Origin of the sequence: Roseburia sp. 1XD42-69 (genome assembly GCF_003612565.1) — a bacterium.
Taxonomy (GTDB): Bacteria; Bacillota; Clostridia; order Lachnospirales; family Lachnospiraceae; genus Roseburia_B.
In genome coordinates this window covers 1-21,172 of the sequence record NZ_RAZG01000053.1, presented here as the reverse complement: position 1 = coordinate 21,172, position 21,172 = coordinate 1, and the positions used below count along the sequence as shown (strand labels likewise).

The window sequence follows — 21,172 nt, the reverse complement described above, 5'->3', positions numbered from 1 at the left end:
AATGTAGAAGTAGCTATTATGGGCAGCCCTTTACTATAGGAATTGCCCACATAGAAAAAATAAGGAGAAATGAAACTATGAAAAATCTGAATACATGTCCATATTGTAACGGAATCCCTAAAGTAAAAAAGACATCAATAAAATTTATAGAAAACAATATTGATAAGTATTATGTAGAATGTTCTGATTGCGGAGCAGCAACAAATCAATATGATACATTTTTCCCTGTTTCGATATATGGAAGTGATTTTCATAAAATGAGCAAGAAAGAAGCTATTGAAACAGTATCGGAACAGTGGAATAAATGTATGTTTAATGCATACACAAAATTAATGCATATGTCATATAAGGATAAAGTTATATGGCAGATCAGAAGTTTATTAACCGATGCGTGGTACGGTGCAATGGTTCCAGTGGATTCTCCTGAATGGAAAACAGCATGGAAACTTAGGAAAGTAGCAGAAGATAGAGGACTATTAGTATTACAGAGTAAAAAACAATATGATTTGGGAGAAGTCGCAAGGACATTATTCAATGATATTCAAGTGAAAGACATTATTTTTGGATATTTTGAAGAAGTAAATAACATGAATCTTAATCCTGATGAAATAAGAGAGTGGAATTTATATTTCAATAATTTTATTGAAGGCAAAGAGTATGTTAAGCCGTCAATTAAGGATAGGATCTCTAAAATGCTGATAAAAATTGGAATGTAGAAATTAGTACAGAAGGATTAGCAGTATATATTCACAATAACTGAACGGTTTCTTTTCCGTATGGAGAAGTAATCATATAGATGGAACTCCTGATAGGGTGATGCTCCTATCCCATCAACAACAATTAACTAAGAACTGGCGAAAGGTCAGTTCTTCCAATAAAAGAACATGGAGGAATTAGAAACTATGACAAATTTAAGTTTAGACAAATTAAGAGAAGCATCAGGCGCATTTATTACAGAATCAGATTTTCAGGTGATTGAATTGCAGTATTTGGATGCATTGAAAAGCCATAACCTCACAGATTCAGAGGAATTAGCAGAACAGTTCATTGATGAATGGATCAAAGAACAGGAAGTGTTATGCACATTTGCAGAGACAGCAGACGGTTCCATTAAGTATTTCTGTCCTGAAGGTATGGAAGAAGTAAAGAAATCCACAATGGAACTTATGATTGAAAAAGATATGAGTTCCTATCACTGGGATATGTGCCGCAGCTATTGGAAGATATTTGAAGAAATCTACAACACAGGCAATGTTGATATGAAATTGTTGAAAAATATTTTATCAGAAAGAACAATATCACATGAGCAGATTTATGAACTGCAAAAGGCTGTGAAAAACAGAGTTCATGAGCTTATAGGATAAGAAATTTGCATGAAAGGCAGTATATTTCACAAATATGCTGCCTATAAAAAGGAGAAATAGAATTATGAGAGGAAGAACTACAACACAAAAATTACAACAGGTGATTTCAAATAACCTGTTGCAAATCGAAAAAGCAGAAATATATAGCAAGGATTCAAGAGAAACAAAGGAGATAGATGCTGATACATTCAAAAAGAGCTTAGATTTTCTCTGTGAATCAATATTTGCGGATACTGTTGGCTGGCATTATACGAAAGATTATAAAACAGGACAGTATTTGGCTGAAACTGGAAGAATGGATGGAGATACAGATATTATTTTTTCTGTGCACTTGAATGTTTGTGATGGTACGAGTAGAGAAAATGTAGAGAAAGAATTGAATGTGATTGAGGAGGAGTGAGTTATTTCAGATAGAAAAATAACGTCAACAAATAATCTTATAAGGATTATTACGGAAAGAAAAGCAACTATAAATAATGTTTCATGTCATCAAATATTATATAGCGAGAGTGTGTTTGGATATGTGCCTATAAACACAACATAAAATGAGATAGATTATAGGCACATATGGAGAATTATTCATTATCACTTTCGTAATGAACGTTGAAATCGTTTTCATCAACAGAATGTAAAACTAAAGATTCATTGTGAAAGACAGATTCAAATAAATCGGTACTTTTATCTTTATCTTTTGTAAGGTCAATGGAATTAAAGGTTTTTAGAATATCGACAAGTTTGTCTGATTCACTAAAAACCTTTGAACAGTTAGGACATTTGGCCAATTCATGATTTTTACATGAAACCATTTCATATGAGCATCCACATGTACATTTAACAGTTGCTTTTAAAATCATTATTATCTACCTCCATATGAAAGATTATAACAGAAAATCTTTATAAATCAAAGGAGAAGGATAAAATTATGTGTTGCTGGTGGTGTGAATGTAGAAGATATTGAAAGAACATTATTATTTTGGGAGGAGGAATGAGTTATTGAGTGGCACAGATAAGAAAATTGTAATGTAAATGACATTTAAATGTAGAAGTTAGGTAGTGTAACTGTAAATAGTAAGACGGTGTTGTTGTATAAATGCTGTCTTCTCACCCGTTATAAGGAGAATATTATTATGAGTGGAAATTATGTGGAAATAAGAAGAAAAGAATCAGATCGGAGGAATGAATTATTAGCAATAACACACAGACAGAGGTATTAAAAAGGTACTATGATATGCTTTATCCAGAGAGATTGAAGGATAATGAATACATAAGAATGATTGCATTAAAACGTGACAAAGATGGGAATGTTGGACAAAATGAAGGAGATCGGGAAATAAGATATGTGAAAAGTTTTGGTGCTTTTCAATGGTTTATCAATAAATATCGAGAGACACATGATGTTTATAACCAGATTGCCACTAATTATGGAAGAAAAGATGGAACTATCACAAGCCAACGGATGCGAAAAGTAATATATTTGGATTTTGATAGAAAAGACTATCCTGATATGAAGGATGCAAGAGATTGTACACAGATGATAAAAGACAAGATACCGAAATTATTTCTTCATGGGTGTATCAATAGCGGACACGGGTATCATTATTACGTAAGTATAAATCCCACATGTAAAGTAAAAGAAGTAGTTGAGATAAATAAGGCACTTGTATCAATTTTAGGAGCAGATATGAAGGCTGCTTTACCAACACAGATTTCAAGACCACCTTGTACATATAATCATAAATTGGATGATGGTACATATGACTATGAAAATAAGGGGAAATGGTCATTTGTGAAAGTTATAGATAACAGATATAGAGTAGGAAATCAATTTAAAGCATTTAAACTTCCATATTTATCAAAACTAATCAATTATTATAACCAAGCGCAAGAAAATGTTAAAATTCTTGATAAGCAAAAATATGATTATGAAAATTTAAATGAATATCCATGCTATCTTTGTGTAAAGAAAATGCTCAATGAAGGGGCGGATAAAGGACAACGTAATTTTTGGCATGGTAGGATTGTAAATATGCTGAAAATGGAACATTATTTTGATTCACAAATTTATTCTACATGTCAGGAATATAATCTCAGATGTAGACCACCAAAAAACCAAAAGATAATTGAAGATGATACCAAAAGATTTTTAGAAGAAGAGAAATATAAATTGTTAGGATGCTATGAAAGTTTTAAACCAGATGATCCACGAAGAAGATTTGTAGAAGATCAATGTGATAAAGTATATTGTGGAACTTATCATAATGGAGCAAAAATATCAATAGCTGATGAAAAAGCCGCTATAATCAATAAGAAAATTTTAACACGAAAACACTTTAGAGAAACCAAAGGACACGAATTTTTGATTGTTACTTTATTGGAAGTGTATAAAAACAGTTTTGGCAGAAGAGGATTTCGTGTAAGAAACTTGCAAGAACTGTTATATTCATCTATTAAAAAGAGATATTGTATTGGCGAAAAACGCCTAAAAGAACTTTTGGAGGGTTTACAAGAGAAGAACTATATAGAGATTACACCTGATAAAAAGAAACCTGATGACTTTAAAGAGTGTCGATTAAAAATGTCAAGACGCTTACGGGAATTTCAACAGGGGAGTATAAGGTTTTATTTTTCGGTTGCAAATGCTTTGATTGATGGGAAAATATCACAGATAGATTATCTTATATATATTGCATTGGTAAATAATCTGGATAATGGAATAAAAGTAACATATGATGAATTGGCACATACGATTGGTTTGGATGAATTGACTCCTAATGAAATAGGTAAACATATAAGAAAATTAAGTAAAGAGAGATGTTTAGTTATTGAGAAACAATATACTGATAAAGGATATGAATGGAATAAATACAAGTTTATTAATCCGTATGAAGTAGAAGAAGATAATAATGTTAATACTGATATGAGAATTGATGAGAGTAGTGATAACACTGTTGGAACGGATTTGGATGAAGAACGTTTACTCGACTATGAAATAGTTTTAAGACCTGTAGTATAAGAGGGGTGTTCTGTACTATTACACTACGTTCATTATTATACATTCGTATACAATGAGGGGGATTTTAAACTTTCTGATTCTTTAAAAGTATTAGAAAATAAAGGTTTTTAAGAAATTTTACCTACGAAATCCACGGGGGAAAACGAACACACTAAAAATAGATAAAACCTTGAAAAATCAACGGTTTTCAAGATTTTTTGCGTGCAAATTGAAAAATGCAGTTCCATGTATGTAAGTAACTGATATTATCTTTAGTCAATAGATTAACATACATGGGCTGTAAAAGCAAGCACAATTTTATGAAATTTAGAAACACTATTTAAGTAAAGGAGAAACATTATTGAAGGAACCTAAATTATATATTATGACAGCAAATAAGGTATCAGGGATCTATACCATTACAAACAAGGTAACAGGTAAATTATATATAGGTGAGAGTTTGGATATTTATAGAAGGTGGCATGATGAACATATTCCTCAGTTAAGAAAGAATCGTCACTATAATAAAGAATTACAAAATGATTTCAATAAATATGGAGAAGAGAACTTTGTTTTTGAAGTATTAGAACGTTATTCAGGAAATGATCCGATTTCAACGAAAGCAAAGATTTTGATTTTGGAAAGTTATTTTATAACACAATTTGGGAAAGCGGGAATTAGTTTATATAACGCAGAAAATACTATGGTAGAAATATTAAATGGCAATAAGATTCCAGAGGCTGGTAACACATTAGTATGTGCGATAGCGAATGTGTTATCGAACTATACAATTAAAGAGTGTGAGGGTTTTGCATATTTTGAGAAATATAAGACGATAAAAAGTGTTTTGTTTGAGTATGTTGCACTCAAAAAAGAATCACAGGCTTCAGTCATTAAAGAATTTGAAAAATATTTAGAGGATAGTGGAAATAATAAATATTATTATGTCCATGCACATCCTATATACTATGTCATAAATGGTAAAAAATTAATGCTTGAAGAATATGTTGTCAGGGATGATAAGATAAGAGAATTAGAGAAATTGGCAATATTATTCTCTGAATACAGGAAAAATGCACAAAAGAAAAAAGATTTACCATCTGATAAAAAAGCTTCTGATAAGAAACAATATGATCCTATTGAGGATGGAGAAGTAAGGTTTAGCCTTTTATTCAAAGAGTTTGCTGAAAGCGGAATATTACCTAAAGATTACATCTATGATAAGGTCAGGGAGTACATGGTTGAATTAGGGATTATAACAATGAAAGATATGGAGTCCAATGGAGCATCAAAACGAGTTACGTTTGTTACAGATGAAGCATTGGATAAAAAGATATTAAGGATTGTTGGACGCAATAAATATGGGGATAGTTTTACTTATAGTTATGTTTTCACTGTAGAAGGTATCAATTATATGAAAAAATTATTTTCTGAACTTGATGAAAAGAAAAAATTGGAGTTGTTCACATATATGAATGTTGCTTAATGGATTAGGATAATTTTTTGGATAAAGAAGGAGAAATATTATATATGGCAAAGAAAATGAAAGTATGTTCTTTTTGTGGAAAGACAGAAGATAAAGTTTTAATGATGATTCAGGGAAATAACGGTGTATGTGCTTGTAGTGAGTGTATTACTGGTATGTATGATACGCTTTTGGAGTATGAAAGTAATGGGAATTTGGATGATCTGCTTACAGATATACAGATTAGTAAACCATCAGAGATTAAAGGATTTCTTGATGAATATGTAATAGGTCAGGAATCCGCAAAAATCACATTATCAGTCAGCATCTACAATCATTATAAAAGAATTTTATATCATAATCGACATATGAGTAATGATGAAATTGAAATTCAGAAATCAAATATCCTTATGATTGGTTCTACTGGTAGTGGCAAGACATATTTAGCTCAAAGTCTGGCTAAATTTCTTGGAGTTCCCTTTGCTATCGCTGATGCAACCACACTCACGGAGGCTGGTTATGTTGGTGAGGATGTTGAAAATATCCTTTTGACGCTGTTACAGAACGCCGATTTTGATAATAAGTTAGCTGAAAAAGGAATCATCTACATAGATGAAATTGATAAGCTATCACGGAAAAGCGAAAATATGTCAACTACTCGTGATGTTGGTGGCGAAGGTGTTCAACAGTCATTGCTGAAGATTATAGAGGGTACTATATCAAGAGTTCCGTTGTCTGGTGGTAGAAAGCATCCACAAGCTGAATGTGTAGATATTGATACATCAAATATTTTATTCATTTGTAGCGGTGCTTTTTCGGGATTAGAGAAGATTATTGAGCAGAGAAACAATAAAGGGAAATCTATTGGATTTAATGCAGATGTTAAAAGTGCTTATGGGACAAGCACGTTAGATTTATCAGATGTACAGCAACATGATCTGGTCAAATACGGTCTTATGCCTGAATTGATTGGTAGATTACCTGTCATTACAACATTGCAGCCATTATCTGAAGATGATCTTGTTAAGATACTTACAGAGCCGAAAAACGCACTTGCAAAACAGTATCAGGAATTACTTGCTATGGATGGCGTGAAGTTGGAATTTGAAGACGATGCACTGAAAAGGATTGCTGAACTGGCAATTAAGAAGGAAATAGGTGCAAGAGGATTGCGAAGTATCATTGAAAAGGCAATGCAAAATGTTATGTTCTCTATTCCTGATAGAACAGATGCGAAAAAGGTTGTTGTGACTTCTGGTATGATTGATGGCATAGAAGAAGCAGTTGTTTATGGTAGTAAGAATAAGAAAATTGCGTGATTTACCTTCCGTCAAATTTGACGGAAAGTGCGAATTAAACGGTATCTTCTCCAAATGGAGACTATAGCAAAACAGTGTTACTGATTTCTGTTTATACCAAATGGATTAAACTGAAATTGGTAACAGATATATTTAGAGGGATAAATAGCAATGTATTTTTATAGCAAGGAATCATCGAGAATAGAAGACAATTATAGAATGTATTCACATTTAGGATATGAAGGAATATGCGCTTATTGTGGAGAATCTTTTAAAAGTAGTAGTTCTAAAGCAAAATATTGTTCCCAAAGATGTCAGAATGATGCTTATATAAAAAGAAGAAAAGAACGAAAAGCATTAGAGAAACAAAAAATATGTGTAATGTGCAAAAAGCAATTTACAGCAAAGAAAAAGGATGCAATGTATTGCAGTGATGCTTGCAAGCAAAAAGCGTATAGAGAAAGAAAAAACTTTACTGATTTCAGTTGAGCCGATTTCAGTCAAACGTAGAATGGAGAATAAAAAAATATGAGCGATAAATTTACAGTAATCAATTCAACAGATGTAGATAAAAACAAAGAAACGGCTCGTGTTTACCGAGTTGCCAGAATAGGTGAGTTATGGGAACGGTATTTCTTTGATATGGTAATGAGATACACAAAAGAGTATGGAACTTTATATAAGCTGCCACAAGACAAACTGGCAAAAGTCGGACTTGTTGGAATTAAATATATTTGTTCATGCCGTGATGTTTCAAGAGAGAATTTTAAATTAGGCATAGACGAACCTAAGACATTGAAGCAGAATCAGTATTGTTTTCAGATGATAGACAGTATATTTGGTGTTTTGGGATGTCTGACATTGAGAAATTTCGTAACCACTTTTCCGGTAGATAAGTATTACAAAGGTGCAAAATGGCAAGAAAAGGATTATTTCTCTACAATGGAAGTTCTGTCTAAAATGGATTGGGATAAGCCAATAGGCAGGAATGAGTTATCAGAATTGCTATGGGATTATTATAATGCTGATTTGAGACATGCATATATGGAATATACTACTGCAATGAGTGCAATATATAAGGCTCAGACTGGTAAAGGGATAATGGAGAGGTTTTTTGAAGATCGTGGGGTGCCTGTATATACAATGGATAAAGAAACAGGAATCATGATTAATAACCAGACGGGTGATATCATGAAACCGAAAAAGGCAAGCCATATACAGATTGTGAAATAAATTAGCTGATATTATATGGTCTATGGCCTGTCTGTGGACGGATAAAGAGAATTGCAAGGGTGTGCCTTATCTCTGCCATTGATGTTAGTAGCGGTTGGTTTAAACAAAGCGGTTTCCGTCCAAATGGACGGAGAGCGCATTACTGTCAATGAAATCCCTCTTTCATACGAAAGGATATACAATATATAGGGTGTAATGACAAGTAAAACGCAATATATAGTGCGAAAAAGCAAAGGTTAGAAGTAAGTATGAATTTATAGAAAACGAAGATTATAAAGTTTGCTTTCCAAAACGGGAAAGCAAAAAAGGTAGTGGTGGGCATAACACAAAAGACTACTCTCTCACTCTTGATATGGCAAAGGAATTATCAATGGTAGAGGTCTGGATTTTGGGACTTTGATAATTGAATATTGGTGGGTGGTGTGGTATGATGCATATGCTACGAAAAGATAAGGGGAAGTTATAAATGAAGAATGATGCATATATGCCATATAATTTTAATATTGAATATGAATATCTGACTTATAAAAATATAGGAGTAGAAGAAAAAATACTATATAAAGCAAAAAGAAATACATTTTATAGATTACGTTTGCTGATAAGAAAATTTTTTAATAAGAATGAAAGGAAATATAAGAATTTAAATAAATATTCAGAATGGGAAGAATATGTTAAAAATACAAGTGTGGCAGATATACTAAATAAAAAGGATTTTATACACTTTTTAGAAGCTAAGGCAAGATATTATGATGTCATTAGACATACTGTGGGAACTATACTAACTCCAATATTTGTAGTAATCTTGAGTGGAGCTTTAACAATTTTTTTATCACCTTTCCAAGGAGATATACTACCTGACGTTATTTTGTTTTCATGGTTGTCTTTTATTGTAATTCTTTATATTGTATTGATATATTTGAATCAAAGTAATAATTATAGAAATAATAGATATTTTTTTTGTAAAGATTATATTAAGATAATTGAAGAACAAGAACAAGAACAAGAACAAGAACAAGAACAAGAACAAGAACAAGAACAAGAACAAGAAAAAGAAAAAGAACAAAGTAATAAAAATATCAACCATTAAAAATAAAGTGGTTGGTATTTTTTTACACTTGACATACAAACATATGTTTGCTACAATTACAAAAAACAGAACAAATGTTCTGCATAAATATCAAAGAATGCACTTGGCGATATAGTGATTTAATAACAAGTAACTAATAACACAGGATTCAGAGATTTATTATAAGAGTGTAAAATTGAATCAAGAAAAGAGAAGATAGAAAAAGGATGTACATTTAAGGCAGTTTTATATTTGGGACTGCTTTAGTTTTTTCTATTTTTGAATCTTTGGAATTTTTTCAAATTTTCTTGAATTTTTTGAGATTATTTGGGATTTTTTTGAGTTTTTTATTTTTTTTAATTTAATAAAAATAAATAAAAAAGTTTCGAGATGGATGTAGAAATAGATTATAGAAACAAAAAATGAATGATTGGAGGATGGATTATATGGAAAAACGGACACAAAATTATAACTTAGAAGAAATCATTGAAAGGATGGATAAGAAAAAATTAACATTTGATTATCCAATTCAAAGGGAATCAGGGCAATGGGATAAATCTCAAAGGTCGCTGCTGATTGATTCAATCCTTAATGGCTATTTCCTTCCAGAGATTTACATAATCAGGGAGGGAACTGAGGATTTTACCCCAATGTCAGTACTTGATGGCAAGCAAAGACTTACCACATTATATGAATTTGCAAAAGATGGTTTTGCTCTTTCTAACGATCTGGATGATGTCACGATTGTTGATGTTTCTTTTGATGAAGACAAAAATCCAGTCAAAGAAGAAAAGACATATTCTATTGCAAAGAAAAAGTTTTCGGAATTAGATATAGAACTACAGAAAGTTTTTAATAAATACAAACTGGAAGTAAAACTCCTTGCCGGGTTTTCGGATGAACAGATAGAAGATCAATTTTTCCGTTTAAATAATGGTGCCACATTTACTAAGAGCCAGAAGGCAAACGTAAAATTAGGAACTGAATTGGCTGGAAAGATAAAGGAAATAGAAGAGTGCGTATTTTTTGAAAATAGGGCTGTATTCTCAAATTTACAACGGAAAAGAGGCGAAGTAACAAGCTGCATTTTACAATCTATGATGCTATTATCAGATTTTGAATATCGTAGCTTCGCTGCTGGTGAAGTTGTGCGGTTTGCAGAATGTTTAAATGAAAATCCTGATTATGGATTAATAGATAAAACAAAAGACTTGTTTAATAAATTGTTTTGCGTCCTTCCTCCATATGACAGGGAGACAGATAAAAATTGTCTGAAGAAAATTCATATACCTATCTTGATTAAGAATTTGGACACCATTAAAAAGTTAGATGTTGACTATGATTTAACAGATGACCAATATACGGAATTCTTGAAAAAGTGGTTTGAAGTTTGGAATGATACATCTGGATATTTAGAGTTTTGTAAGCAAGGCTCAACTGGCAAGGCAAAGGTTGAAGGACGTATTGAGACAATGGAGAAGGAATTAAAGGAATATGCAATACAATTAGTTATGGAGAAAGGGGCATGAACTGACATGAATACAATGGAGATGAAAGTTGCTGATTTAAAACCACATCCGAAGAATGAAGAAATTTATGGATATGGGGAAGATGTTTCAGATTTAGTGGAGAAAATTAAAAAAAGTGGGCGTGTACATACAATGACGGTTAATTCAGATGGCGTTGTATTAGCAGGTCACAGGCGGTTAAAGGCTTGTATTGAGCTGGGAATTGAAACCGTAAATGCAGAGCTTATCCGTGGAGTATTAAATAACAGGTCAGTTTCGGCGGCTGAAGAACTTGCGAGGAATATTGACATTGTTGAAATCCCGGAGAAAGAAAAGCCGCTTATACAGTCAGGAAAGAAAAGTTCCTATTCTTATGTAGAACAGGCAAAACAGAAACAGAAGCCAAAAGAAGAAACAAAAACGTGTAAAACATGTGGGAAGACATATTCCATCCATATGTTTTATAAAGGAAGGAATGAGTGTAAGAATTGTTGTTCTGCTAAAGACAGTAAAAGGCGTTCCGGTGTAATTAAGGATCTGTTCGGGAATCCGTTACCATATGATAAAGAGCTTGTCAACAGTCAGGCGGTAAAGGATGCGATTGCCCATTTGAAAAGAGATCCGTCAAAAGATACTAATGAGATTGATTATGATATGGAATTTAAGATCTTTAAGAAAACACTAGATGATTACTATTGTGTAAATAAAAAATTTATAGATGGTGAAATTTTTAAAGATATGCCACTGGAAATAAAGAATAAATTTTATGAGGAGATAAATAATTTATCAAAATATACCCAATTATTGCAAATGAATTTAGAAAAATAAAAAATAAAGAGAAAACAAGAAAAGGAGATTTGATTTATGGGAAAAAAATTAATGTCAAAAGAAAGACTGAGAGAAGAATTTTTGAAGGATATTCAAAAGGAAAATGCTGTGCCAAGTATATCATTTGTTTTGCCATCTGAAAACAAGGAAAAAGAAATTGTTCAGATGATGGATTTAAATACAAAAGACCTGATATCAAACCAGCCATACCAGAGGGACGTTGATCAAAAGGAAGTTGCATATATAGTATCTAATTTTGATCCACATAAGTTTGGAATTATAAAAGTCAGTTTCAGAAATGGAAAATATTTTGTGTATGATGGACAGCACAGGATTGCGGCATTTAAAGTGTTGAACGGCAACCAGGATGGTGTAGTCAAATGTGAAGTGCATAATGGACTTACTTATGAAGATGAAGCGAAATACTTTGCAGAACAGTATTTAGGTTCAAAAAATGTGAATATTGTGTACAGATGGAGGGCATTGTATGAGGCAAAAGAAGATCCCGTATATTCTATAGTTAATTCAGTTAGAGCAATCGGAATCGATGTAAAATTTTCAAAGGTCAAATCTGCAAACCGCATCATAGCGTTTAAGCAGTTAAATGACATATGGGAAAAACTTGGATCTGATAAAACTTTAAAAATACTCTCATTATTGAAGAAAGCGTGGGAAACAGACGAAAACGCATTTGATGGGAATATCATTCTTGGCATGAGGGAATTTTTCTGTACTTATATGAATGAAATAAAAGAGGAAACTTTTGTAAAGCAGATGAAGAAAACAACGCCATCCCAAATAGTTATTGAAGGGAAAAAAGATAATATAAGTAAGAATGGACTTAATTTTGCAAAGATTATTTGGATAAAATACAATAGTGGGTTAAAAACAAGAAGATTAGATTATAAGTTTAAGGGTTAGTAGATTAAATAATTAAAATACAGGACAAGCCATCAGAGCCATAGAATCAAACTTTCAGAATCTATGGTTCCGATTTAGCTTGATTTACCTGAAATGATACTTTGAAATTATTGCGGTTTGATATGGTTTAGATGGAGAAATATTAATTGTAGAATTGTTGTTGTGATTGAATGTAAAAATGTGGAGGGATGGATATTGGGTAATAAGAAAGAGCAGAAGAGTAATATTATTAAAATCAAAAGTGTACAAGCTAACAGCCTTTATGCCGTAAACAATTATACAGAGGGAGATAATGAAACAGAAAATAAAAAGCCATACCTTGATTTAGGGGAGGCTGTGATAAATAACAGTTTATTTTCAGAATATATGAAACATCATGCAGTTGCCGTTAATAAAAAAGGCAGAAGCAGGGATTTTATCGTAATGAAGTTTGATTATGGTGTTAAGGGTGTAATGTCTGCAAGGGAATTAAGGGACTATTATTATGAGAACGGTGCAACTGTCACATGGTCAGCATACAACAAGGAAGGAAATATAATAAAAGAAGAGCAAATACACTACAAAATGTTAATGCGATCCACTGGCAAAGCAAAAGAAGGGGATTGTATTTTTATCCGTGAGAATCTGCATAGCACAGCGTTAAAATATATCACAATGGATTTATGGGACAAGATGCCTTATAATGGGGCAGATATCGTAGGGATGTCTGCATATGCGCCATTAGTTACAGCAACAGCTATTGGTTTTATAACTATTCCAATGGAAAACATTCTTATAGTTAAGGATGAGATTGTGCCTACAATGACAAATGCTGTCTCTGTAAAAGTCTACGATATTCCGCATGAAAAACAGGTTATTGACTGGGAAGCGACAGAAAAGCTTATTAATGCCTATAACCTTACGTTTTACAAAAAGAAGCGCAGGGATAATCCGTCATACACATGGATAAAAAAAGCAAAAGCAACATTGAAAGAAATCGGTGTTGAAGATTTCCCGACTAAAACAAATATATATTATAAAAAAGAGTGCCGTGTTGACAGGACGAATGACAAATTAGAAGTAAAAAATACTTTATGGGATGGCATGGGAATCTGTGATCCTTCCATATTCCCTAATAATATGGAAGGATTTATATATTGCAGGAGCCATTTCTTTAAATCATGTCTGTTTAGGGGGAACATACAGGAATATTTCAAAGATTACTATAAGGATGCTTATGAGACAGCAACCGTAAAGGATATGTTTGGAAATGTGTTTTATGTAAAAGATATAAAAGTCATCATTACCGAAAATTCGATTAAGTGGATCAAATTTACAAATATTATGGGAGGAAATGAAAATGCGGCATATAATTACTATAAAAAATTTATGAAAAAGCAAGGTGAAAAATTTGAAATAGTAAAAACTGCACATGCAAGCAAATATAGGGATCTTCAGAGAAGTTCCTACCAGATAAATAATAGTCTTCCTTGCACTGATAAGATGATCTTGGAGAAGATAGCAAAGGTAAGTATTGATTACTGCAATGCTTTGAAGTTAAGCCATAAAGCATTTATGAAACACTTATCAATCAATGCATCGAAGAGGTATAGCATTAATAATGTGCTGATCGCTTTGGATGAATGGAATGATAATTTTAAATATACGGAATACTTCAAGGTAAAGAGGAATTGGATTATAAGCCAGTTTAAGAATGAAAGATTGAAATTAGGAAAACTTCTGCAATATGGGGACAATTTGACAATATGCGGAAATCCAGTTGCTTTGTTGATGAAAGTTACAGGACAAAATTTTCTGGAAGAACCATGTTTTAAGCAGATTGACAATGGCATCCAATGTTATACCACAAGATTTAAGGATGGGGAAAGGCTTGCAGGATTCCGCTCTCCACATAATGCACCAAATAATATAGTGCATTTGGTCAATACATATTCACAGGAGATTCAAAGATATTTCCCAAAGTTAGGAAATAATGTGATTATTATTAATGGAATTGGTACGGATGTACAGAGCCGCTTAAATGGTCAAGACCTGGATACTGATGCGGTATATGTGACAAATCAGCCTGATATTGTTAGAATTGCGGAAGAATCATATATGAAATATCCGACTATCATTAATGACATTGGGCTAAAGGGAACCAGCGAATACAAAAAAGATATGAAATCCTTTGCAAAGATGGACAGTAAAATTTCTTCTTCCCAATATGCTATTGGAGAAGCAAGCAATATTGCACAATTAGCGTTAAGCTATTACTATGATGGTGGAAGCGTAAATAAAGAGTTGGAAGATGTATTTATCATATGTTCTGTTTTGGCACAGGTTGCTATTGATTCATCAAAGCGAATGTTTGAAATTAACGTGAACAGTGAATTATCAAGGCTGGCTTCACTTATATGTATGCAACCGGAAGATGGGAAGAAATATCCTGTTTTTTATGCTAATGTACAGGAACAAAAAATGAAAGGAAAAAAGAAGAAAAAGGCAATAGATGAATCAGAAATAAGGGATTTTGACTGTCCGATGGATATATTGGCAGGTATCATTGAAGAAAATGTGATTGATTTAAGGAAATATAAAGAACTGATACCACATACATGTAACTTTAATATGGTTTTTCAATACCACACGGACAGGCTCAGGGACAGCAAGCAGTACAAAAAGGTAATTTCCATTGTACAGGAATATGACAAGGAAGTTAAGAAATTGGATATTTCAAAAAATGATTATTCAAAGAGCGTAGACAATCTGTTTGATAACTGTATGATAAAATTGAGAAATCTTACCATCAACAAAAGTACAATGTATTCGCTTATTGCGTATGCATTTGCCAATAATGAAGATGTACGGGACAGGCTATTAACAGTGTTATACGATAAAGACCAAAAAAAATTTCTGTTTTGTTTCAAAAAAACTGATAAAAGTTCCGCACAAAGGACGGGAAGCATTGATTTTACTAAGGTTTCATAATTGCTATTAGAGAGAAGGGGGTATGACCGAAACGTAAGTCCAGTAATACCCTTTCTCCAAAAAATATTCAAGAAAGGCTTGAATATCATATTATCACGGCACAAGAGATCTGGATAGAATTGTAGAAGATTACTGCCGGCATACAAACCTCTTGTGCAAAGGCAATTACTGTAATATTACAGTTTCAAATAAATCCATCCTATTACAGACAGATACAGGTTTCACCGCCTGTTTTCTGTATTCGTCCAGTTCTCCACAAGCTGGACAGTTACGCTGACTCCACTAAGGCGTGACAACAACAAATACCAAAAATCAAATCCTGTGCATCTCTACAATGTACAGGTCGCTCAGCCATATGGAGGCTCCACAACTCCGGCTGAGCGTTAGTATGAAAAAATTTGTGTTAGATTTGAGAAAATAATGATTGAAGAAATGGCAAAGAAACAAACTTAACAATAAAGACGCTGCCAATTAAGCAACGTCTATTTTAAAGTTTTTTTTTATGACAAAATGCATATATGATAGGAATAGGAAAGGAGATATTATGGTAAGTCAGGAAGAAGTAAGACAGAAATTGATCCAGCGAGCAGAAAGAGAAAAGCAGACTTATATTGCTAAACAGATAGGGGTTCCTAAACAACTTATCTCTGATTTTAAGTTAGGGAAGAAGAGATTGTGGGAGTCTACGCTAATAGCTCTTAATGATTATTTAGATGGGAATCCATTAAATACGTAATAAGTAAAATCAAAAAGCAACCCGTAAACCAAGCAAATAATAATTCAAAGTAAATCTGAAAATTAAATATCTTAGCAGTGAAATAGTCTAAACTGCAAAATCAAACTGAAAAAACTGAATATTGGAGACGGAATTGTGGAATCCGGTTAGAGATGTGGAAATTGGAACTGAACATTGGTAAAGAAACTGTAAAAATAAGAACATATGATTGTAGATTGAAGGTTGTAGTTAGAATAGGATGGTGGTATAATGGAGAAAAGATAGGAAAGAAGAATTATGGAAAGTTGGTGTAGAGGGATGGGAAGAACAATACTTTGTCAGCATTGTAAATCAACGTTTGACGAGGACATTTTAAAAAAGAAAAACAGTATGGATGTATGTTTGGTTTGCGGTGGATCATTATTAGGTGATACGGAGACTTCTTCTCATAATGAAAACCTTAGTTTTGGTGAAGATATCGAATTAGGAGAAAATGATTCGTTTGATGAGGATAAGATTGACTGTTGGTGGTATGAGATTGATGAGCCAAGTGCAGATAAAGCAACTAGAGGAAGAGTACATACGAATTGTGCTAAATGTGGACATTTTATAGGAAGTATGCCATATCCGATTGCAAGAACTGGTGATTATCTACTCATAGATTCAAGATGGGATGATAAATGTGGTCATTGTGGTAATGAATTTAATAACCACATTATTTCCAAACGTCCAGCAGACTGGGTTGATCCTAGACAACGTGAAATGTGGGTAAAGGATTATAAGAATATCCCCAAATGTCCTATATGTTCATCCACTAAAATTCATAAAATAAGCATGACCAATAAAGCGGCATCAATAGTAACCTTTGGGATATTTGCTGCTGGTCATGTATCAAAAACCTATAAATGTGATGTGTGTGGTAGTAAATTTTGATTAGTATACAATAATTGCAAAACTGAATAAATAGAAACAGTAAAGACAGTTCATAACGAGCTGTCTTTTTATATGCAAAGAATAAGGAGGAACTATTATTTGAATAATGAATTTATATTAGACATTATTGCAAGGCTTAATAAACAGTTGTCCAAAAGTGCTATTAATGGAGATTTGAAATCCCTTAATAACACAATGTATGTCAGGGTATTGGCAAAACTGTCCAAGACGCTTGCATCAAAAGAATTGAAAAAGCAGTTGAAAGAGTTGGACAACCTTAATATAAATGTTGGATTGAATGCCAAAATTGATAAAGACGCAGAGACTAAAATAAAGCAGACGATACAAAACCTGCAAAACTCAATATCCGATTTGGAGATTGGACTGAAAACATCTAAAGTTGATACAGGTATAGATAAAATAAGTAAAAGCGTACAACGAAAAATCAGCAAAACTCCGCTCAATTTCAATCTGGAAATAAAGAAAGAGAAAGCAATCGCAGACATTGAATATATCGCCAAGAAATATTCAAAGCTGTTTTCTAACTTGTCTGCATCGCAGAAATATGAAAAGATTTTAAATTCAGCATATGGGATTTCTGATACAAAAGATTTGAGCAACGTTAGGGCGCAGATATCCACATTTACTTCAGAACTGAAAAGCAATGGGTTAGCTACACAGTCTGTAGGTGATAAATGGAAAACTCTGATTGACCGTTCTAAGGAGTTATTTTCTGCTGCAAGTGTCATTAGAATACTTTTTACGCAGATGAAAGAAGCAGTACATACGACTATTGACTTAGATAAAGTATATACGGATTTAGTAAAAGTAAATGACCAGTTGGAACGCAATGACTATTCCAATTATCTGGAAAAATGCAACAGAAAAGCCCAGGACTTGGCAGCAACACAAAAAGCACTTATTGAAGGTGCAGCAGAGTTTTCCAAATCTGGTTATGATTTGTCTACAAGTGATAAATTAACGGAAAAGAGCACAATATTAAGTAACGTTGGTGAGATGGAGGCATCTGATTCCGTAAAGGCAATCATTTCCGGCGTACAAGCTTATGATACGATTGACGGTTATACAGATGTTGCAGATAAAGCCCAGGCATTGATCGATAAATACAACGAATTGGGTAATACGGCCTCAATTACTACATCAGAATTGGCTCAGGGTGTTCAGTCTGTAGGTTCCGTGTTTGCGGATGCCAATACATCAGTAGATGAGTTTCTCGCCTTGCTCAGTGCAGGAAACAGGCAGTATCAAGATGCGGATGCACTTGCTTTGGGACTTCGTACATCAGCACTTCGTATCCGTGGATGTACAGCCGAACTTGAAGCTATGGGGGAAGAAACAGATACAGTAGTCACATCAGCATCTAAATTAGAGGAAAAGATCAAGGGACTGACTAATGTTAATGGTTCTGGTGGCGTAGAAATTCTGGAAGCCGACAAAGAGACATTCCGCTCAATCTATGATATTTATGTAGATATCGGAAAAGTATATAAGGATATGTCAGATGTAGACCAGAGTGCCCTCTTAGAATTAATTGCAGGAAAACACAGGGCATCGGCAATCAGCGCAACATTGAATAATATGACAGAAGCTGAGACAATCTTGCAGAATAGTCTTCATGCGGCAGGAAGCGCACAAAGGGAGTACGATGCATATTTAGAAAGCACTGAAGCACATATACAGCAGTTCCAGGCCAAGTTAGTGGAGACATACTCTACATTCATGAATGGAGATATGATTTCACATGTAGCAGATTTAGGTACGGGTATATTAGACCTTGTTAATAAAGCAGATTTATTAAAACATAGTCTGATAGCTATTGCCACAATAAAAATCGGACAGGGCATTACAACGGTTGGCGGTGCGATTGCTGGGACTATTACACAGATGAATACATTGGGTAATGCAATCCAAAAAGTTAGAAATTTGCCATTAGACGATGTTTTAAGAGAAAAGACATTAAAAGAAGTCGGAGAAGCGACAAAAGATTTAACAGAAAAGAATTTAAAATTACTACTATCACAGAAACAGCTTGAAGACGGTGATAGAAAAGCTATTTTAGAAAAGCACAATCTTACTAAAGAGCAAGCCAAAGAAAAACTTGAAACAATGGGTTTGACCACTGCCACAAATGCAAATACAACAGCTAATACAGCAAATGCAGCCTCAGCAAACACATTAAAAGGCACATTAGCAGGACTTACCACTTCTATTAAAGCAACTTGGGCAGCTATGTCAATGCTGCAGAAAGCGAGTATAATCTTTGCTGCTGCATCTACTTTATGGAGTATTGGTTCATCCTTTATGGATAAACAAAAGCAGCAAGCAGAAGAAGCAGCACAAGCATTGGAAGAATTAAGCAGTAAAGCAGAAGAGGCGAAATCAAACATTTCCAACATTGAATCATCCATAACATCAAAGAAAGATTCCCTGGATGACATTGCAGAGGAATATGCGAAATTAGCACAAGGAGTAGACCTGCTAACCAATGCAAATAAAAATCTGTCCACAGAAAATCATGAAAGGTTTTTAGAATTAAGCAACCAATTATCAGAACTTTTCCCATCATTAACCAGAAATTATGATGAAAACGGGAATGCGATATTGAATCTGTCCGGTGATGTAAATACAATCACATCCAGTCTGTATCAATTATTAGATGTCCAGAAGAAGATTGCAGAGCAGGAAATACTAGACAACATGTCAGATGTATGGGCGGGTTACCAGAATGACAGAAAAAATGAATTCTTTGAAAAAGAGCATGCAAGTTCTGGATTGAATTTCTATACAGAAGCATTGAAAAATATGTTAAACGGCGAGGAAATAAGTACAGAATATAACCAGACAATGGCGAGTACTTTTGATAAGCTGTTAGACACCGCCGGATTGCAAGCAGAAGATTTTATCAGGAAAACAAAAAAGTTCGATCTTGGAAGAGGCTGGTTTGACGCTATCTACACAGTGACCAGTTATGATTTTTCAGGATTGACCGAAACACAGAAACAGCAGATCGAGACAGCATATCGGGAACTGACAAACAGTTATGAAGGGGCAAGCCAGAACGCAGCAGAAAAGATAGAAAGTATGAATGCTGAAATGCGTTCTTATTTATATACATGGCTCACGAATGAGTTTACATACCAGAAAATAAACAGTGCCGATCCAAGTTTAGGTATGTCTATTCAACAGATTTTATATGACTCCTTGGAGCATATGCCTACAAATGTCCAATCATGGGATGAAGCGACTGCATGGTTTGAAGAAAATATATTGTTTGCAATTAACAACATAAATGATTCTGAAATTGCGAATGCTTTATCGGATATATATAGTGGAGGATTAAATTCTGGTAAACTGCTAAATGCAATTTCTAAAGTACAGGATTATTTCGGAAAGGAACATCCAATTTCTGTTTCCTTACAAACAAAAGTCGATGATATAGAACCGTTGATCAGCAATGTTAAGGATAAACTTAAAGGCACAGAATTTGACGATAGAGTGGGAGAGTTAAGTCTGGGTGATCTACAAATTGCTGCTGATTTCAACATACCTGTTGATTCGATTGAATCTTGGGATGAACTGATCACAAAGATTGAGGAATACAAAGAATCCATAAATGACATTAATAAAAACAAGCCTTTCTCCCAACGTTTTAAAGACCTCTGGGATTCTGAATCCTTCAAAGATGCAAGAGAAGAGTTACAAAAACTCTCCAAAGAAGCAGGAATTACAGAAGATGACATCTACTCTCTTGCCAGGGAAAATGAAGAACTTGCTCTCCTGCTGGATGAATCCGGCATATCCGCACAGTTCGCCGCCGCATGTTTTAACCAGGTATGCAATGGCGCAGACGGTTTTTCC

17 protein-coding genes and 1 pseudogene are annotated in these 21,172 nt (G+C 33.6%); 17 read left to right on the top strand and 1 reads right to left on the bottom strand.

Annotation, left to right across the window (positions count from 1 at the left end; genetic code table 11):
- The first annotated feature begins 77 nt into the window (after window positions 1-77).
- The 3 genes from D7Y06_RS18405 (at window position 78) to D7Y06_RS18395 (ending at window position 1,764) form a co-directional block, all read left to right on the top strand.
- Window positions 78-716, top strand: a complete 639-nt coding sequence (locus tag D7Y06_RS18405) for a Lar family restriction alleviation protein (protein ID WP_120409184.1) — start codon at window positions 78-80, stop codon at window positions 714-716.
- A gap of 186 nt (window positions 717-902) precedes the next feature.
- The gene (locus tag D7Y06_RS18400; RefSeq protein ID WP_120409183.1) at window positions 903-1,364 is read left to right on the top strand and encodes a hypothetical protein; all 462 of its coding nucleotides are present in this window, start codon (window positions 903-905) and stop codon (window positions 1,362-1,364) included.
- Window positions 1,365-1,428: 64 nt separating this feature from the next.
- Complete coding sequence (locus D7Y06_RS18395; protein WP_120409182.1) at window positions 1,429-1,764, top strand: hypothetical protein; 336 nt, start codon at window positions 1,429-1,431, stop codon at window positions 1,762-1,764.
- Window positions 1,765-1,939: 175 nt separating this feature from the next.
- Here the strand turns inward: D7Y06_RS18395 and D7Y06_RS18390 are convergent, their stop codons facing one another.
- Window positions 1,940-2,218, bottom strand: a complete 279-nt coding sequence (locus tag D7Y06_RS18390; RefSeq protein WP_120409181.1) for a hypothetical protein — start codon at window positions 2,216-2,218, stop codon at window positions 1,940-1,942.
- A gap of 374 nt (window positions 2,219-2,592) precedes the next feature.
- On the opposite strand from D7Y06_RS18390, the gene D7Y06_RS18385 reads away from it, so the two are divergent.
- From D7Y06_RS18385 to D7Y06_RS18325, 14 genes and pseudogenes are all read left to right on the top strand, one after another.
- A complete protein-coding gene (locus D7Y06_RS18385; RefSeq protein ID WP_120409180.1) occupies window positions 2,593-4,377 on the top strand; it encodes a hypothetical protein in 1,785 nt (594 codons plus the stop codon).
- A gap of 340 nt (window positions 4,378-4,717) precedes the next feature.
- The gene (locus D7Y06_RS18380; RefSeq protein ID WP_120409179.1) at window positions 4,718-5,842 is read left to right on the top strand and encodes a GIY-YIG nuclease family protein; all 1,125 of its coding nucleotides are present in this window, start codon (window positions 4,718-4,720) and stop codon (window positions 5,840-5,842) included.
- Between the two features lie 44 nt (window positions 5,843-5,886).
- Window positions 5,887-7,140, top strand: a complete 1,254-nt coding sequence (gene clpX / locus D7Y06_RS18375) for an ATP-dependent Clp protease ATP-binding subunit ClpX (protein WP_120409178.1) — start codon at window positions 5,887-5,889, stop codon at window positions 7,138-7,140.
- A 150-nt stretch (window positions 7,141-7,290) separates the two neighbouring features.
- A complete protein-coding gene (locus D7Y06_RS25655) occupies window positions 7,291-7,608 on the top strand; it encodes a hypothetical protein (RefSeq protein ID WP_158591420.1) in 318 nt (105 codons plus the stop codon).
- Window positions 7,609-7,647: 39 nt separating this feature from the next.
- Window positions 7,648-8,352, top strand: coding sequence for a hypothetical protein (locus D7Y06_RS18370; RefSeq protein ID WP_120409177.1), 705 nt, complete (start codon window positions 7,648-7,650; stop codon window positions 8,350-8,352).
- Window positions 8,353-8,605: 253 nt separating this feature from the next.
- Window positions 8,606-8,752 (top strand): annotated as a pseudogene (locus D7Y06_RS28645) (antA/AntB antirepressor family protein); the annotation flags it as partial.
- 66 nt (window positions 8,753-8,818) lie between these two features.
- Window positions 8,819-9,439, top strand: a complete 621-nt coding sequence (locus tag D7Y06_RS18360) for a hypothetical protein (RefSeq protein ID WP_120409176.1) — start codon at window positions 8,819-8,821, stop codon at window positions 9,437-9,439.
- A 425-nt stretch (window positions 9,440-9,864) separates the two neighbouring features.
- Window positions 9,865-10,947, top strand: coding sequence for a DUF262 domain-containing protein (locus D7Y06_RS18355; protein WP_158591419.1), 1,083 nt, complete (start codon window positions 9,865-9,867; stop codon window positions 10,945-10,947).
- Window positions 10,948-10,953: 6 nt separating this feature from the next.
- Window positions 10,954-11,754 carry a ParB N-terminal domain-containing protein gene (locus tag D7Y06_RS18350; protein ID WP_120409174.1) on the top strand — a complete coding sequence of 267 codons (801 nt, stop codon included), beginning with the start codon at window positions 10,954-10,956 and terminating at the stop codon, window positions 11,752-11,754.
- 36 nt (window positions 11,755-11,790) lie between these two features.
- Window positions 11,791-12,675, top strand: a complete 885-nt coding sequence (locus D7Y06_RS18345) for a DUF6551 family protein (RefSeq protein ID WP_120409173.1) — start codon at window positions 11,791-11,793, stop codon at window positions 12,673-12,675.
- A gap of 195 nt (window positions 12,676-12,870) precedes the next feature.
- Complete coding sequence (locus D7Y06_RS18340; RefSeq protein WP_243119392.1) at window positions 12,871-15,645, top strand: hypothetical protein; 2,775 nt, start codon at window positions 12,871-12,873, stop codon at window positions 15,643-15,645.
- 544 nt (window positions 15,646-16,189) lie between these two features.
- Complete coding sequence (locus D7Y06_RS18335; protein WP_120409172.1) at window positions 16,190-16,381, top strand: hypothetical protein; 192 nt, start codon at window positions 16,190-16,192, stop codon at window positions 16,379-16,381.
- A gap of 276 nt (window positions 16,382-16,657) precedes the next feature.
- Window positions 16,658-17,293, top strand: coding sequence for a hypothetical protein (locus tag D7Y06_RS18330; RefSeq protein WP_120409171.1), 636 nt, complete (start codon window positions 16,658-16,660; stop codon window positions 17,291-17,293).
- Between the two features lie 99 nt (window positions 17,294-17,392).
- Window positions 17,393-21,172 (top strand): phage tail tape measure protein (locus D7Y06_RS18325; protein ID WP_243119391.1); only part of this gene is annotated, 3,780 nt, incomplete at its 3' end.